We start from the raw sequence: 14,479 nt of genomic DNA on the forward strand, positions 1-14,479 counted from the left end.
GACCCTGTCGGCGCTGCCCGCCGGACCGCTCTGGCGGATCGACCGGCACCGGCACCTCGACGTCACCCTGCGGCGGGGCGGGGCGCTCGCATCGATCGGCGAGCACGCGCTGCTGGCCGGCGGCAACCTGTTCGCGCTGATCGGCCCGGACGGCGCCGTGGAACTGCTCGGCGCGGCGCAGGCCGTGCTGACCGGGGCCGACACCTACCGGCTCTCGGGGCTCCTGCGCGGGATCGCGGGCAGCGAGGACGCCGCCGGCCGGACCGCGCCCGCCGGCAGCCTGATCGTGCGCCTCGACGACGGCGCGGTGGTGCCGCTGGTCGACCGGCTCGACGCGGTCGGCCGCGCGTTCCGCTACCGGATCGGGCCCGCGGGGCGCGATCCGGGCGACCCGGCCTTCACGGAGCTGACCGCGACCGCCGGGCTCGGCGCCCTGCATCCGCTGCGGCCGGTCCATCCGCAGGCGCGCCGCACGCCGCAGGGCGTGCTGCTCTCGTGGATCCGGCGGGGGCGCCGCGACGGCGATGCCTGGGAGCCCGCCGAGATCCCCCTGGACGATCCGGAGGCCTACGCGGTGACGCTGTTCGCGGACAGCGGCGCGGCCCTGCGCACGCTCCGGACCGACGCCCAGCAACTCCTCTACGCCGATGAGACGGCCGATTTCGGCGGCCCGCAGCGGAACCTCGACATGGCCGTCGTGCAGATCGGTGCCGTCGCCGGTCCCGGCCCCGCTTGCCGGGCCCGCATCCCCATCCGTTCGGCCTGACCTCCGGGAGCCCCCATGTCCGACGTGACGCCCCATCTCGGCCTGCCGCTGATCGCGGCGAGCCAAGCGCAGAAGCATGTCACCCACAACGAGGCGCTCGGCCTCCTCGACGCCGTGATCCAGCTGGCCTGCCTCGACAAGGATCTCTCGGCACCGCCGCCGGGCCCCGCCGAGGGCGACCGCTACCTCGTGGTGACGTCGAACCCCGGGGGCGCCTGGGCCGGACTTGCGGGCCAGGTGGTGCGCTACGCCGACGGCGTCTGGGCCGGCGCAATCCCGCGGGCCGGCTGGCTCGCCTTCGTAGTGGACGAGGCCGACCTCTACGTCTTCGACGGCACCGCCTGGACGAGCGTCCGCCGCACGCTCACGGCAGTCCAGAGCGTGAGCCGCCTCGGGATCAACACGGAGGCGGACAGCGCCAACCGCCTCGCCGTGAAGGCGGACGCGGCGCTCCTGAGCTGGGACGACGTCACCCCGGGCTCCGGCGACATGCGAGTCACCGTCAACAAGAAGGCGGCGGCGCGTGATGCCGGCTTCGTCTTCCAGACCGGCTACTCGGCGCGGGCGCTGTTCGGCACCCTCGGGGGCGACGACGTCGTCCTCAAGACCTCCCCGGACGGCGCGGCCTTCACCACGGCGCTCACCGCCTCGGCGGCCACGGGCGTCGTCGCCTTCCCGGCGAGCCCGACGGCGCCGACGCCCGCCACCGGCGATGCCTCCACCCAGCTTGCCACCACGGCCTTCGTCGCCGCCCGGGGCCTCGCCTTCCGCAACCGCCTCATCAACGGCAGTTTCGCGGTCAACCAGCGCAACGCGTCGGGCTCGCAGCTCGCCTACGCGGCGGATGCCTACATCGTGGACCGGTGGAAGGCGGGGGCGAACGGCGTCACCGTGTCGTTCGCCGCTTCCGGCAACGGCGACGTGACCGTGACGATCACCGCCGGATCGCTCGTGCAGGTGATCGAGGGCGGCCTCTCCCTGCCGGACGGCGGTCCCTACGCCCTGTCCTGGCGCGGTACGGCGGCCGGGCGCGTCTATCCCTCCGGCGCCTCCAGCCTGCCCGCCTATGCCGGCGCCGGCACGTCCACCACCCTGACGGCTGGATCCAACGCCGTGGTCGAGTTCACGGCGGGCACCGTGAGCCTCGCCCAGCTCGAACCGGGCAGGACGGCCACCGCGTTCGAGCGCCGGGACGACGAGATGCGCCGCTGTCAGCGCTACTATCAGACCGGAACCCTCATCCTCTTCCGGGCGAACGCCTCCGGGGCATTCGGCGGCGGCGTCGTGCCCCTGCGCATCGCCGGGATGCGGACCGTTCCGACCGTGGTCGCCGCCAACGACGGCAGCGGCAGCTACACCGGGTCGATCGTGTTCGGTGCGACCAGCCCGGAGGATCTGCGGTTCTGGTTCGGGGCGGCCGGAACCGCCGGCGACTACTGCCCGGTCGCCTGGACCGCCAGCGCAGAGCTGTGAGCCGGTCGGCCGGCGCGGCGATACCGGCCGGCGACAACGCGCCCTTCTGAGGCCCCGCGCCTCCCACCCAGCCGGCGCACGGCCATCCCCGACGACCTTGCGCGGCCGCTCTTTCCATCGGGAGGACACCATGACTGCACCGCTCGTGCGGGCGACCTTCTTCGCCCAAATCCGCGCCGCCGGCCCGTGCGGGCCGCACCTCGCGCAGGCCGAGGTCGACGGGCTCTGCGCGCTCTTCGACGCCTGGGAGCGGCTGGGCTGGCCGGCGGACCCGCGCCACCTCGCCTACACGCTGGCGACCGCGTGGCACGAGTGCCGGCTCGACCTGTCGATCCGCGAGGTGGGGCTCGGCCGCGGCCGCGCCTACGGCGCGCCGGTCGACGGCCGGATCTATTACGGCCGCGGCGCGAGCCAGCTCACGTGGCTTGCCAACTACCGGACCTTCGGCCGGCTGCTCGGGCTCGACCTCGTGGGCGATCCGGACCTGGCGCTCGTGCCGGCGACGAGCGCGGCGATCCTGGTTCTGGGCGCCCGCGACGGCCTGTTCCGGCCCGGCCACACGCTCGCCCGCTACTTCGGGGAGCAGACCGACGATCCGGTGGGCGCGCGGGCCATCGTCAACGGCGACGGGGCGAAGAATGGCGCGCGGATCGCCGGCTATCACCGGAGCTTCCTCGCCGCCCTGGAAGCCGCGCTTCCGGCCGCCGCGCCGAGCCCGCATCCGACCGCCTGGTGGCTGCGCCTGCGCGAGGCTGTCCGCCACAACATGCAGAAAGGCGCCTGACCATGGGGTTCCTCGCTCTCCTTCCGGCCTTGCTCGGGGCCGTCGGCCCGATCCTGGCCAGGGTGCTGCCCGACGAGGGCCAGCGGCTGCAGGTGCAGCTCGACCTGCAGAAGGCGCTGATCGACCAGCAGGGCGACCTCAGTCGCGCCATGGCCGAGGTGATGAAGGCCGATGCCGGCTCCGAGAGCCCGCTCGCCCGCAACGCCCGGCCGATCACCGTGCTGTGGGCCCTGGCGATGATCACCTGGGTCGGCGTGGTCGCGCCGATGCTCGGGCTGCAGGTCGAGGTGGTGACCGCGCTCAAGGGCGTGCCGGCGGAGCTGTGGTCGCTGCTGACCGTGGGGATCGGCGCCTACATGCTGGCCCGCTCGGTCGACAAGATCGTGCCGCAGATGGTCGGGCCGAAGGGGTGAATCTCGAAAGCCGCGGGAGCGCACCGATGACGGACGAGACTGTGCCGCGGGTGCGGGCTCCGCGGTCGGGGGGCGGCGCGCGGAGGAGCGGGGCCATGGTGGACACGCTGCCCGAATGGATCGGGCGCCTGATCGAGCGCGTCGAGGCGACCGGTCGTCAGATGGACGTGCTCGGGGGCAAGCTCGACCGGATGGACGAGAAGCTGGAGGGTGTGGCCTACCGGTGGGACATCGAGGCCTTCGTGGCGCGCGACGAGATCGAGCGCCGGATCGACAAGGCGGTGGACGGGGCGAAGCTTGAGGCCGCTCGGGGGCTGGCCGAGGTGAACGGTCAGGTGCGGACGCTGTACCGGATCGGCTGGGGACTGGCCTCGGCGGCGCTGCTGGCGTTCGGGGGGGTCGTCCTGGCGAAGGTCGGACTGACGGGGCACTGAACGGATTTGGTGCGGGCGCGTATCGCGCGGGAGGCTCCGGGCCTCCGGTGCCGCCCATCAGGGGTCCGGCTACGGCTTAAGGCGGTCGCCGGGGCGCCTAGTCTCCGTGAACGCAACCATCTCAGCCCCGCCGACCGACGCCGCGCGGGGGTTTTTGTTCGCGCTCCGGCACCGGCCCCCCCCGTGCCGTCGTGAGTTGGATTAAGTCGGATGCGCCAACGTCTAACCCCCCACTGTGCCAAGCTTTGGAATCGCTCGGCATAGGAAGCTGAATTTCGGGAGGCGTTCTGTGCGTTCAGTTGTTTTTGGCGTCGTCATCGCTGCCTTGCTTCCGATCGCGGCGCAGGCTCAGGAGGCCGGTGATGCGGCCGCGGGCGAGAAGGCGTTCGCCCCCTGCAAGGCGTGCCACAATTTCCAGAAGAACGGTGTAGGTCCCGATCTGAAGGGCGTCGTCGGCCGCAAGGCGGGCACCTACGAAGGTTACAACTACTCGGCGGCTCTGAAGAACTCAGGCATCGCCTGGGATGAGACCAACCTGCACGAGTGGTTGAAGAACCCGAAGACCAAGGTGCCGGGCAACAAGATGATCTTCCAGGGTTACACGGACGACAAGAAGATCAATGACGTGATCGCCTACCTCAAGACGCAATCCTGACGCGGAAGCCGCCGAGCCGTATCACGTCACGGCTCGGCGCATTACGCTATCGGCCCCGCAGGAAGAAAAACCAGATCAAAAGGAGGACCGGAATCGGAACTCCCAAAAGCCATAGCAGGCTACCAGTCAGCATGTTCGACTCCATGAACTGAACGAGCAACCCCCCGGCTTCGTCCTCTGTTCCGGGACGCTAGACCCCCGCGGCTTGGCCCGCTCCGTCGCGTCGAAACGTGAGGCGACGGAACGCGTGGGCCATTCGGACTGGTGCCCTGACGCGGATCGCCCCCGTCACCGCTGCGGCATACGCCTGATCGAGCCGATATTTTCCGGCGAGAGATCCGCTTCGAAACTGGCGTGCGGATGCGGTGCTGCGGCTTTGGCATCGGGGCGCGCGGCAACCGACGCTGTCTTGTTGGCGATCGATCCGGTGGTGGCGGGCCCATTACGGCTCGGCCAATCCCCCACCGAGAGGGCCCTGGTGGGCTTCTGGTCGCCGCAGCCGTCACAGACGGAAACCAACCAGGATTGCCAGAGGCCGGCGGTCTTCTCCTGGACAGAGTTCGCACGCTCGCGATGCGCAGACGCCAGGGCGACGGTATCGAGATCCGATTGCTGCTGCGGCGCTGCTGCGGGCAGGCCCGCATCGCGCTGGCCGCCGCGCTCGTCGACCGGACGATCGCGTCCTTCCGACGTGACGGACGGACGGATCCTCAGGGACAGCGGATCTGGCGGCGCGGGCTCGGTGGCGCACCCGACGCAGATCTTGGTGGCGATCGCGTCGTCTGAAACCTGTCTCGGCGTCGGGCGCTCGATCGGCGTGACCGATGTCGGGCTGGCATCACGGCTCGGTGGCTTGGTCTGTCCAACTGCGGTCGTGTTGGCTACTTTTTCTGCCGACAATGCGCCGCCGCCAGTACTCGTTTGATCCGTCTGCGCCAATGCCGCGCCGATCGGCAGGGTACTGACCAAGGAAGCGACGATCACGGTTCGGATTGCTGTCATGGCATCCTCCATGACAATACAATCGCTCACATCGCGCTGGGTTCAATGCCCTGGCTCAGTTCAATAGCCAACAGAGGCATTGTGAAGCTGTCCGGAACGAGGAATGCTGCCTCGGGACCTGTCGGCACAGAGCTTTGAGGAGGGGACGCGTGCGGGTGTGAGGCGATCGATCGCGAATCGCTGTCCGTCAGCGTGCCGTTCGCGATGCTGTCGGCAACACGGCGCGATGCGCGCCGGATCCGTCATGACGCAGGCAGCCAAGCACCGCCGGGTGCGTCAACCCAGTGTTCTCAGGGTTCTTCGGGGAGGAAAAAGCGGGCCCCGGGGCCGAAGCCCCGGGTTCTGTTGCTAGGCGTGCCCACGCCCCGGAAGATTACGCCGCGAGGCGCATCTCCATGCCGACGTTGTCGTTGGCATTTAGAGTTTTGGTCAGGTGCCTGGAACGGGGGTTGCCCGCGCCAAACCGGTCGAGTCCTTACCGAAAGTCGCATCTTACCCTGCCGAAGCAGGACAGAACTCGCGATCCCTTTACCGCCCAGTCGAACCTGTTTCACCCCCACGAGAAGCACCCTGGCAGCGCACCGTCCGCAACGTCGGACGCTCGCTCTGATCCCCGTACGGTATTCGGGGGCAGGATGCTTCTGGTGGAGGCGCCGGGTACCGCCCCCGGGTCCTGAAGCGTTATTATGAACCGGTCATCAACCTCGCGACGATCTTACTCCGGAAGCGGATCCGCGGTCCAGCAGCAAATTGTGCCCTGCGTCGGACACGGAGCCGCGGACCTCCCCCCGGAAGCGGGGGGACTTCGCGGAGCACGCCGCGGGGGAACCGGGCGCAGACTCAGCCGTAGTGCCGGCACGATGCCGTCCGCCCACCGATATCCCATCCTGCACCTACCCGACGACGCGCCCGCCGCGGGACGTCAACAGCCCCGTATTCAGGGCACATTCAGTGCCCCCGGCCCACATCTCCTACCAATGCGCTACGCCATCGCCCTCGTTGCTATCGGCCTGACTGCCGCGGCCCTTGCCGCGGGCGGCCTCGGCTCCATGGCCGATGACGGGCCGGCCCCGCAGACGGGCGCGGTTTCCGGCCAGGCGCCGCTTCGGATCGAGACCTGCCTGTCGCCGGCCGACATGCGCGAGGAGGTCGGCGAGCGCCGGGTGATACCCCCCGTGGCGGCGATCCGCGCGGCCCGGTCGGTGATTCCGCGGGCCGAGATCCAGCGGGCGAGCCTCTGCCGACACGAGGACACCCTCGTCTACATGCTGACCGCCTTGCGCCGGGACGGTCATTTCGTGCACGTCATCGTGGACGCACGCACCGGCAGTGTGGCTGGGCAATATTGAGCGGGCGCCGCGATCGTTTCGGAGGGGAGTGAACCGTGCGTCTGCTCGTCGTGGAGGATGACAAGGACATCAACCGGCAGGTGGTCGCCGCCCTGGAGGAGGCCGGCTACGTCGCCGACAAGGCCTATGACGGCGAGGAGGGCGGCTATCTCGGCGAGAGCGAGCCCTACGACGCCATCATCCTCGACATGGGCCTGCCGAAGGCGGACGGCGTCACGGTGCTGCAGAAGTGGCGCCGGGCCGGTGTGAAGACGCCGGTGATCATCCTCACCGCCCGGGACCGCTGGTCCGACAAGGTCGATGGCTTCGATGCCGGCGCGGACGATTACGTCACCAAGCCCTTCCACATGGAAGAGCTGATGGCCCGGGTCCGCGCGCTCCTGCGCCGCGCCGCCGGCCACGCCTCCAGCCAGATCGCCTGCGGGCCGGTCACCCTCGATACGCGCTCCGGCAAGGTCTTCGTCGACGGCGCGCAGGTGAAGCTGACGAGCCACGAATACCGGCTGCTCTCCTACCTGATGCACCATACCGGCCGGGTCGTGTCCCGGGCCGAGCTCACCGAGCACCTCTACGACCAGGATTTCGACCGGGATTCCAACACCATCGAGGTGTTCGTCGGGCGCCTGCGCAAGAAGCTCGCGGTGGACCTGATCCAGACGGTGCGCGGCCTCGGCTACCTCGTGGATCCCAACCAGCCGCCGGCGCGGGTTTGAGCGGGGCGGCACCCCATCCGGGCGCCGATGCTGTGTCGCCGGGACCTGCCGGGAGATCTGGCTGCTCGGCACCGTGCGGCACGGCAACGGCGCTCGCTCAAGGCAGAAACGTCTGACCATCGTCGCGGCCGGGGGCGGCGTACATGCCGGTGCTTCGGAACTCGGTCGGGCTGATCCCGTAGGTGCGCCGGAAGACCTTGGCGAAATAGTTGGGATCGGGATACCCGCACCCGCTGGAGACGGCCTTGATGCTGAGCTGCCCGTTGGCCAGCAGGCGGACCGCCAGGTCCATCCGTTGCCGAACCACGAACTCGGCCGGTGCGACACCCTTGGTGCGGATGAACAGGCGGCTGAAATGCGACCGGCTCACGCCGGCAATTGCCGCCAGCGTCTCGATATCCAGCGCGCCGCCCGGATGCGCGCGGATGAACGCGATGGTGCGATCGATGGCCTCGTTCCCTGTCGCGGCGTCGGTCCGCTCCTCGCGGGCCATCACGTCGTCATAGACCAGCATGATCGCTTGATAGGCGAGGCTGGAGGCTTGTCCCGCACCGGACAGGGGCACCCGCAGCGACGAGCAGACGGCCGCGAGGGCATCCAATGTCTCGGTCCGTAGGCGGAAGACCGGCCCGGCGACGCGCTGGATCGCCCGGTTGAGCCGCAGGGCTTCCCGGCCGGTGATCGCGATCCAGAAGAACGACCACTCCTCGCCCGGCTCGAGCCAGTAGCGGTGGGCATGCGGGATCGAGACCAGCATGGTCTGCCCGGCCTCGGGTCGCCACAGGCGCCGCTCGTATTGCAGGCGCCCCCGGCCCGCCACGGTGTGCTGCAGGACGGAGAACGGCGTTTGTCCGCGCTTCAGCCCGTCCCAATCGTAGGCGCCCGGCTGCGCCCGCTCGTGCCCGGCGCTCGTCGGCATGACGTGGAAGCCGCCATGCCGACGCGGGAACGAGATGGTTCTGCGGAAGGGCCCCGCCTGGTCCAGCGCATCGAGCATAAAATTACCCGCGAAGGTTCCAATTTCCTCTTTCACGGCCCGGGCGCCGGGCGTAGCGTTACCTCACAGCAACAAGAATATTTCTGTGCACGGTCCATGTGTTTCGGGCCGTGGGAGGGCACGATGGCCAACTTCAAGATTGCGATTATTGGCGCGGGGAGCGTCGGTTTTACGCGAACATTGGTGCGGGATATTCTGTGCGTTCCTGAATTGCACGATATCGAGGTCGCGCTCACTGATATCAACGAGCGTAATCTTGGGATGATCTCGGAGATCCTGAACCGGATGATCTCCGCCAACGGGCTGCCGACCAAGCTCTCGGCCACGATGGATCGGCGCGAGGCGCTGGCCGGTGCCCGGTACGTGATCAACTGTACCCGGATCGGCGGTCTGGAGGCCTTCGCGGACGATATCGGGATCCCGCTCCGCTACGGCATCGACCAGTGCGTCGGCGATACGATCTGCGCCGGCGGCATCCTGTACGGGCAGCGCTCGATCGCGGCACTCCTCGATTTCTGCAAGGATATCCGCGCGGTCGCCGAGCCGGGTGCGCGCCTGCTGAACTACGCCAACCCGATGGCGATGAACACCTGGGCGGCGATCGACCACGGCGGGGTCGACACGATCGGCCTGTGCCACGGCATCCAGCACGGCTGGAAGCAGATCGCCGAAGTCCTCGGCGCCGAGGATCCGAACGCGATCGAATACGTCTGCACCGGGATCAATCATCAGACCTGGTACGTCGACATCCGCTGGAACGGCCGGCGCGTGTCGGCCGAGGAACTGCTGGCCGCTTATGAGCGGCACCCCGTCATCTCCAAGCAGGAGAAGGTCCGGATCGACGTCCTGCGCCGCTTCGGCGTCTACTCGACCGAGTCCAACGGCCACCTGTCCGAGTACCTGCCCTGGTACCGCAAGCGCCCCGACGAGATCGAGCGCTGGATCGACCTGTCGGACTGGATCCACGGCGAGACCGGGGGCTACCTGCGGGTCTGCACCGAGGGCCGGAACTGGTTCGAGCAGGAATTTCCGCAATACCTCGCCAGTTCCAGCTGGCTCATCGACCCGGCCCGCAGGACCGTCGAGCACGCCAGCTACATCATCGAGGCGCTGGAGACCGGCCGGGTCTATCGCGGCCACTTCAACGTCAAGAACAACGGCCTGATCACGAATCTACCCGCGGACGCGATCGTCGAGAGCACCGGCTTCGTCGATCGGTTCGGCCTCAACATGGTCGCCGGCCTCACCCTGTCGGATGCCTGCGCGGCCCCCTGCATCGCGTCGATCAACGTGCAGCGGATGTCGGTCAAGGCCGCGGTGACCGGGGATCTCGATCTGCTGAAGCAGGCGGTCCTCAACGATCCGCTGGTGGGCGCGGTCTGCACGCCGGACGAGGTCTGGCAGATGGTCGACGAGATGGTCGTCGCCCAGGCCGCGTGGCTGCCGCAATACGCCGGGGCGATCGAGGGCGCGAAAAGGCGGCTGGCGAACGCGACGGTGCCCCGCCGGGACTGGGCCGGGGCCGCGCGGCTCCCGGTGCGGTCGGTCGAAGAGATTCGGACGGCGCAGCGCACCGGCAACGAGACCGTCGCGCCGGACGAGCAGATCGTCGCCTGAGACAACGGCCGGGCGACGCGTTCGCCCGGCCGTCAACGACAAAAAACAAGACACATCGAGGGGGAGGAATACGATGGCGATCTTCAGGCGCCAGCTGCTGGCGATGGCAGCTCTGTTTCCGCTGCTGGCTGCGGGACCCGCACGCGCGGAGCCGACGACGCTCACCTATTGGGTCGCGTGGGACCCGCTCCAGGCCGAGGCGAAGGCGGCGCAGGCGGCCATCGCGGAATTCGAGACCGCCAATCCCGACATCAAGGTCAAGACGCAGGTCATCGCCTACGACGCCCTGCACGATAAGCTGGTGACGGCGCTCGCGGGCGGCGATGCCCCCGACATCGCCTGGGGCCTCAGCGAGTGGTTCGGCGAGTTCAACAAGATGGGCGTGCTGGCCGATCTCAGCGCCCACGCCAAGGCCTGGCCCGACCTCGGCGCGCTGTATCCCAACGTCGTCCGGAACCTGACGATCGACGGCAAGCTGCGGGCGCTGCCCAATTATCTCGGCCTGCGCGCGCTGCTCTATCATGCCGACATGCTGAAGGCGGCGGGCATCGAGGCGCCACCCAAATCCTGGGACGAGCTGGTTCAGACCTCCGCCGCCATCCAGGCCAAGACCGGCAAGCCGGGCTTCGGCATCGTCGGCAAGGGGGCCCGCGCACCGCAGGAATTCATCACTTACCTCGGCCAGAACGGCGTCGAGATCGCGAAGCGGATGCCGGACGGCAAATACCGCAACACCTGGGCCGAGGCGCCCGAGGAGCTCGAACGGGCGACCGGGGTGTTGGCGCTGTACGGGCGGCTGCTCTCCGTGAAGGCGATCCCGCCGCAATCGGCCAATTGGGGTTGGGAGGACGAGGACACCAACTTCGCACTCGGCCAGTACGCGATGGTGATGAACGGCTCCTGGATGAAGGGCCGCATCGATCAGCATCCGGTGACGATGCGGGATGTCGCCGTGGCGCCGCCGCCGGCCGGTCGGACGGCCGCGACCTTCTTCGAGATTGCGCCGCTCTACCTTTTCAACGGCAAGCACGTCGATGCCACTTGGAAGCTCGCCACCTTCCTGCTGAGCCGAGACGTGCAGGCGAAGGTGTTCCCGGATCGCTCGCCGCGCTCCGACGTGACGGGTGACCCGGTCTGGGGCAAGCCGTTCACGGACCTGGTGCCGGTCGGCATCGCCTTCCCGCCGATCGTTCTGGGCTCGATCCCCCGCGACATGGAGACCGCCCTCGGGCGCGTGCTCCTCAAGGGCGAGAAGCCGGCCGCCGTCGCGACCTGGCTCGCGCAAGCCATCAACAAGAGCCTGAAACGCTCCGGACAACTCTCGGAATAACCGCCGCACTCGGCTTTCGGGATCCAGGCGCGGGGAGGCGCGGGCGTGACAACCATGGATATGGCAACCGGATCGATCGCGTCCCGGCCGCAGGCCGGCATCGGACGCGCTGCCCGACGCGTCTTCTGGCCGTCGGCGCGAGTCCGGGCCGCCTGCGCCTTCCTCGCCCCGGTCGCGGTGCTGGTCGCGGCCCTCATCGCCGTCCCGCTGGCCGGCGTGCTGTGGCAGAGCCTGCACCATGCCAGCCTGATCGATGCCGCGGTCGGCGGCTTCGCGGGCCTCGACAATTTCTGGATGGTGCTCGACGACGAGCACTTTGTCCCGGCGCTGACGCATACGCTGGTCTGGACCGTCCTGTCGGTGGCTGGGGAATATGCCTGCGGGCTCGCCACGGCCCTGGCGCTGGCCCAGCCGTTCCGGGGGCGTGCCCTGGTGCGCGGCCTCATCATCCTGCCCTGGGTGATTCCGATCGCCATCGCGGGCGTGAACTGGGCGTGGCTGCTCAATCCCGATTACGGGGTTCTGAATGCCTGGCTGGTCCGTATGGGCGTCCTGGCCGCGCCCTTTGACTGGCTCGGGCGCAGCGAGACGGCCCTGATCACGGTCACCCTGGTCAATGTCTGGCGCAGCTTCCCGTTCTACACGATCAGCCTGCTGGCGGCGCTGACCTCGATCCCGGACGACCTGTACGAGGCGGCGGCGCTGGATGGCGCGGGAATCGTCCGGCGCTTCTTCGTCATCCCGCTGCCGCACCTCCGGCCGGTGTCGCTGACCCTGATCGTCATCCACATCATCTGGACCGCGATCAACTTCGACTTCATCTGGGTGATGACCCAGGGCGGCCCGCTCGACGCTACGGAAACGCTGCCGATCCTGATCTACCGCTACGCCATGCAGGAGTTCGACGTCGGCCTCGCCTGCGCCCTGGCCACCCTGTCGATGGCCGCGATGGCGATGCTCTTCCTCGTGCAGGCCCTCGTCGTTCGGGCGCGGGAGGCCCGCTGATCATGGTGGTCTCCGCGCGTCACCGGACCCTGTCCGCGCTCACCACCGGCTTCGTGCTCGTGTTCTTCGTGGCGTTCTGCGTCTTCCCGTTCCTCTGGATGCTCGACACGGCGTTCAAGCCGGCCGCCGAGGTGTTCAGTACGGCACCGACACTCTGGATCGCGAGCCCGACCTTCAGCAACTTCCGCGCGGTCGTGCTAGAGAGCCCGTTCCTCATCTATTTCGGCAACAGCCTGATCGTTGCCGGAGTCTCGACGATCCTGACCGTCAGCCTCTCGGTCTTCGCCAGCTACGCGATGAGCCGCTGGTCCTACCTCTCGGTGACGCAGATCGTCACCGGGGGGCTGATCGTCTCGCAGATGATCCCCGGCGTCCTGCTGCTGATCCCGCTCTACGTCCTGATCCGCAACATGGGGCTGCTCAGCACCTACGCGGCGCTCGTCATCGTCTACTGCACCTTCATGGTGCCGCTCGCCAGCTTCATGCTGAAGGGCTTCTTCGACGCGGTCCCGCGCGAGCTGGAGGAGGCGGCGGCGATGGACGGGTGCTCGCGCCTGGGCTTCATCCTGCGCATCCTCCTGCCGGTGACGCTCCCGGGCCTGCTGGCGACCGCCGTCTTCGCCTTCATCGCCGCCTGGAACGAGTTCATGTTCGGCTACGTGCTGATCAACGACGATGCCCGCCGGACGCTGACGCCGGGCATCATGCTCTTCAAGGGATCGCACCAGACGGATTGGGGCTCGCTGACGGCCGCCTCCGTACTGGCCGCGGTGCCGGTGGCGCTCGGCTTCGTCTACGTGCAGCGGTTCCTGATCACCGGTCTCACCGCCGGCGCGGTGAAGGGCTGATCCGGCGTGAATCAAGAAAACAACGTCAAAGGGTTCGGTGTTCGATGACGTCCATCCGCTTGCGGCAGGTCTCGAAGACGTTCGGCGACAAGACGGTGATTCCGCCCCTCGATCTGGAGATCGCGGGCGGTGAGTTCGTCGTCTTCGTCGGCCCCTCGGGCTGTGGGAAATCGACCCTGCTGCGCCTGATCGCCGGCCTGGAGGAGATCTCGGGCGGCACGATCGAGATCGACGGGCGGGATGTGAGCCAGGCTCCGCCGGCCGAGCGCGGCCTTGCCATGGTGTTCCAGTCCTACGCCCTCTACCCGCATATGAGCGTTGCGGAGAATATCGGCTTCCCGCTGAAGATGGCCGGCGTGCCGAAGGCGGCGATCGCCGGGAAGGTCGCGGAGGCGGCGAACCGGCTCAACCTGACCGAGTTTCTCGAACGCCGTCCGAGCCAGCTGTCGGGCGGCCAGCGTCAGCGCGTGGCCATCGGTCGGGCCATCGTCCGCGCGCCGAAGGCGTTCCTGTTCGACGAGCCGCTCTCGAATCTCGACGCCGCCCTGCGGGCCGGCATGCGGCTCGAGATCGCCGAGCTGCACCGGCAGCTCGGCACCACGATGATCTACGTCACGCACGATCAGGTCGAGGCGATGACCATGGCCGACACGATCGTGGTGCTCAACAAGGGCCGCATCGAGCAGATCGGCTCGCCCCTGGAGATCTACAACACGCCGGCCAACCTGTTCGTGGCGCAGTTCATCGGCTCGCCGACGATGAACATCCTGCGCGGCCCGGCGGCGGACGCGCTGGGCGCCCCGGTCATCGGAATCCGGCCGGAACATCTCGCGATCGTGCCCGCGGCCGACAACGGCGCGGACGACGGGCTGCCCGGCATCGCCGCTCTCTCGGAGCACCTCGGATCCGACACGTTCGTCCATGTGCGGCTGAACGAAGGCGCGACCGTGAATGCCCGTGTGACCGGCGAGTTCCGGATCGACCGCGGTGCCCCGGTGGTGGTCGTCCCCGAGCGGGCGCATCTGCACCGCTTCACCGCGAACGGCGAAGCCCTGCGCATCTGATCATCAAAGCCTCTCATGGAGCGCCCGCG

Annotated in this window: 14 protein-coding genes, 1 other RNA gene and 1 pseudogene; 13 read left to right on the top strand and 3 right to left on the bottom strand. The window is 68.6% G+C overall.

All coding sequences use genetic code 11. From position 1 onward, the window contains the following. From OXS49_RS13245 to OXS49_RS13270, 6 genes and pseudogenes are all read left to right on the top strand, one after another. A pseudogene (locus tag OXS49_RS13245) lies at positions 1-766 on the top strand (hypothetical protein); the annotation flags it as partial. A 15-nt stretch (positions 767-781) separates the two neighbouring features. After that, positions 782-2,239, top strand: a complete 1,458-nt coding sequence (locus OXS49_RS13250) for a DUF2793 domain-containing protein (protein ID WP_267424752.1) — start codon at positions 782-784, stop codon at positions 2,237-2,239. 130 nt (positions 2,240-2,369) lie between these two features. Beyond that, positions 2,370-3,023, top strand: coding sequence for a glycoside hydrolase family 19 protein (locus OXS49_RS13255; protein WP_267424754.1), 654 nt, complete (start codon positions 2,370-2,372; stop codon positions 3,021-3,023). A gap of 2 nt (positions 3,024-3,025) precedes the next feature. Next, positions 3,026-3,436 carry a 3TM-type holin gene (locus OXS49_RS13260; protein WP_267424755.1) on the top strand — a complete coding sequence of 137 codons (411 nt, stop codon included), beginning with the start codon at positions 3,026-3,028 and terminating at the stop codon, positions 3,434-3,436. Positions 3,437-3,462: 26 nt separating this feature from the next. Continuing rightward, positions 3,463-3,870, top strand: coding sequence for a hypothetical protein (locus OXS49_RS13265; RefSeq protein WP_267424758.1), 408 nt, complete (start codon positions 3,463-3,465; stop codon positions 3,868-3,870). 289 nt (positions 3,871-4,159) lie between these two features. After that, on the top strand, positions 4,160-4,525 hold the full coding sequence (locus OXS49_RS13270) for a cytochrome c family protein (RefSeq protein WP_244007689.1): 366 nt from the start codon (positions 4,160-4,162) through the stop codon (positions 4,523-4,525). A 288-nt stretch (positions 4,526-4,813) separates the two neighbouring features. On the opposite strand, the gene OXS49_RS13275 is transcribed toward OXS49_RS13270, so the two are convergent. Both OXS49_RS13275 and ssrA read right to left on the bottom strand, forming a co-directional pair. After that, entirely contained in the window at positions 4,814-5,527 is a 714-nt protein-coding gene (locus OXS49_RS13275; RefSeq protein ID WP_267424761.1) for a hypothetical protein, read from the bottom strand. Positions 5,528-5,867: 340 nt separating this feature from the next. Next, positions 5,868-6,241: a transfer-messenger RNA gene (gene ssrA / locus OXS49_RS13280) on the bottom strand. A gap of 263 nt (positions 6,242-6,504) precedes the next feature. Between ssrA and OXS49_RS13285 the strand changes: the two genes are divergently transcribed. Beyond that, positions 6,505-6,876, top strand: a complete 372-nt coding sequence (locus tag OXS49_RS13285) for a PepSY domain-containing protein (RefSeq protein ID WP_243924159.1) — start codon at positions 6,505-6,507, stop codon at positions 6,874-6,876. A gap of 35 nt (positions 6,877-6,911) precedes the next feature. Next, entirely contained in the window at positions 6,912-7,589 is a 678-nt protein-coding gene (locus tag OXS49_RS13290; RefSeq protein ID WP_091717324.1) for a response regulator transcription factor, read from the top strand. A gap of 97 nt (positions 7,590-7,686) precedes the next feature. Here the strand turns inward: OXS49_RS13290 and OXS49_RS13295 are convergent, their stop codons facing one another. Further along, entirely contained in the window at positions 7,687-8,586 is a 900-nt protein-coding gene (locus OXS49_RS13295) for an AraC family transcriptional regulator (RefSeq protein WP_267424763.1), read from the bottom strand. 123 nt (positions 8,587-8,709) lie between these two features. Between OXS49_RS13295 and OXS49_RS13300 the strand changes: the two genes are divergently transcribed. From OXS49_RS13300 to OXS49_RS13320, 5 genes are all read left to right on the top strand, one after another. Next, complete coding sequence (locus OXS49_RS13300) at positions 8,710-10,203, top strand: alpha-glucosidase/alpha-galactosidase (protein WP_267424766.1); 1,494 nt, start codon at positions 8,710-8,712, stop codon at positions 10,201-10,203. Between the two features lie 73 nt (positions 10,204-10,276). Beyond that, positions 10,277-11,533 carry an extracellular solute-binding protein gene (locus tag OXS49_RS13305; RefSeq protein ID WP_267424769.1) on the top strand — a complete coding sequence of 419 codons (1,257 nt, stop codon included), beginning with the start codon at positions 10,277-10,279 and terminating at the stop codon, positions 11,531-11,533. Between the two features lie 54 nt (positions 11,534-11,587). Then, the gene (locus OXS49_RS13310; protein ID WP_267424845.1) at positions 11,588-12,538 is read left to right on the top strand and encodes a sugar ABC transporter permease; all 951 of its coding nucleotides are present in this window, start codon (positions 11,588-11,590) and stop codon (positions 12,536-12,538) included. A 2-nt stretch (positions 12,539-12,540) separates the two neighbouring features. Beyond that, positions 12,541-13,386: a carbohydrate ABC transporter permease gene (locus OXS49_RS13315; RefSeq protein ID WP_267424771.1), complete on the top strand. Its 846-nt coding sequence runs from the start codon at positions 12,541-12,543 to the stop codon at positions 13,384-13,386. A gap of 44 nt (positions 13,387-13,430) precedes the next feature. Next, positions 13,431-14,450: an ABC transporter ATP-binding protein gene (locus OXS49_RS13320; RefSeq protein WP_267424773.1), complete on the top strand. Its 1,020-nt coding sequence runs from the start codon at positions 13,431-13,433 to the stop codon at positions 14,448-14,450. Positions 14,451-14,479 lie beyond the last annotated feature (29 nt).

This window comes from Methylobacterium sp. GC_Met_2 (assembly GCF_026540795.1).
GTDB lineage: Bacteria > Pseudomonadota > Alphaproteobacteria > Rhizobiales > Beijerinckiaceae > Methylobacterium.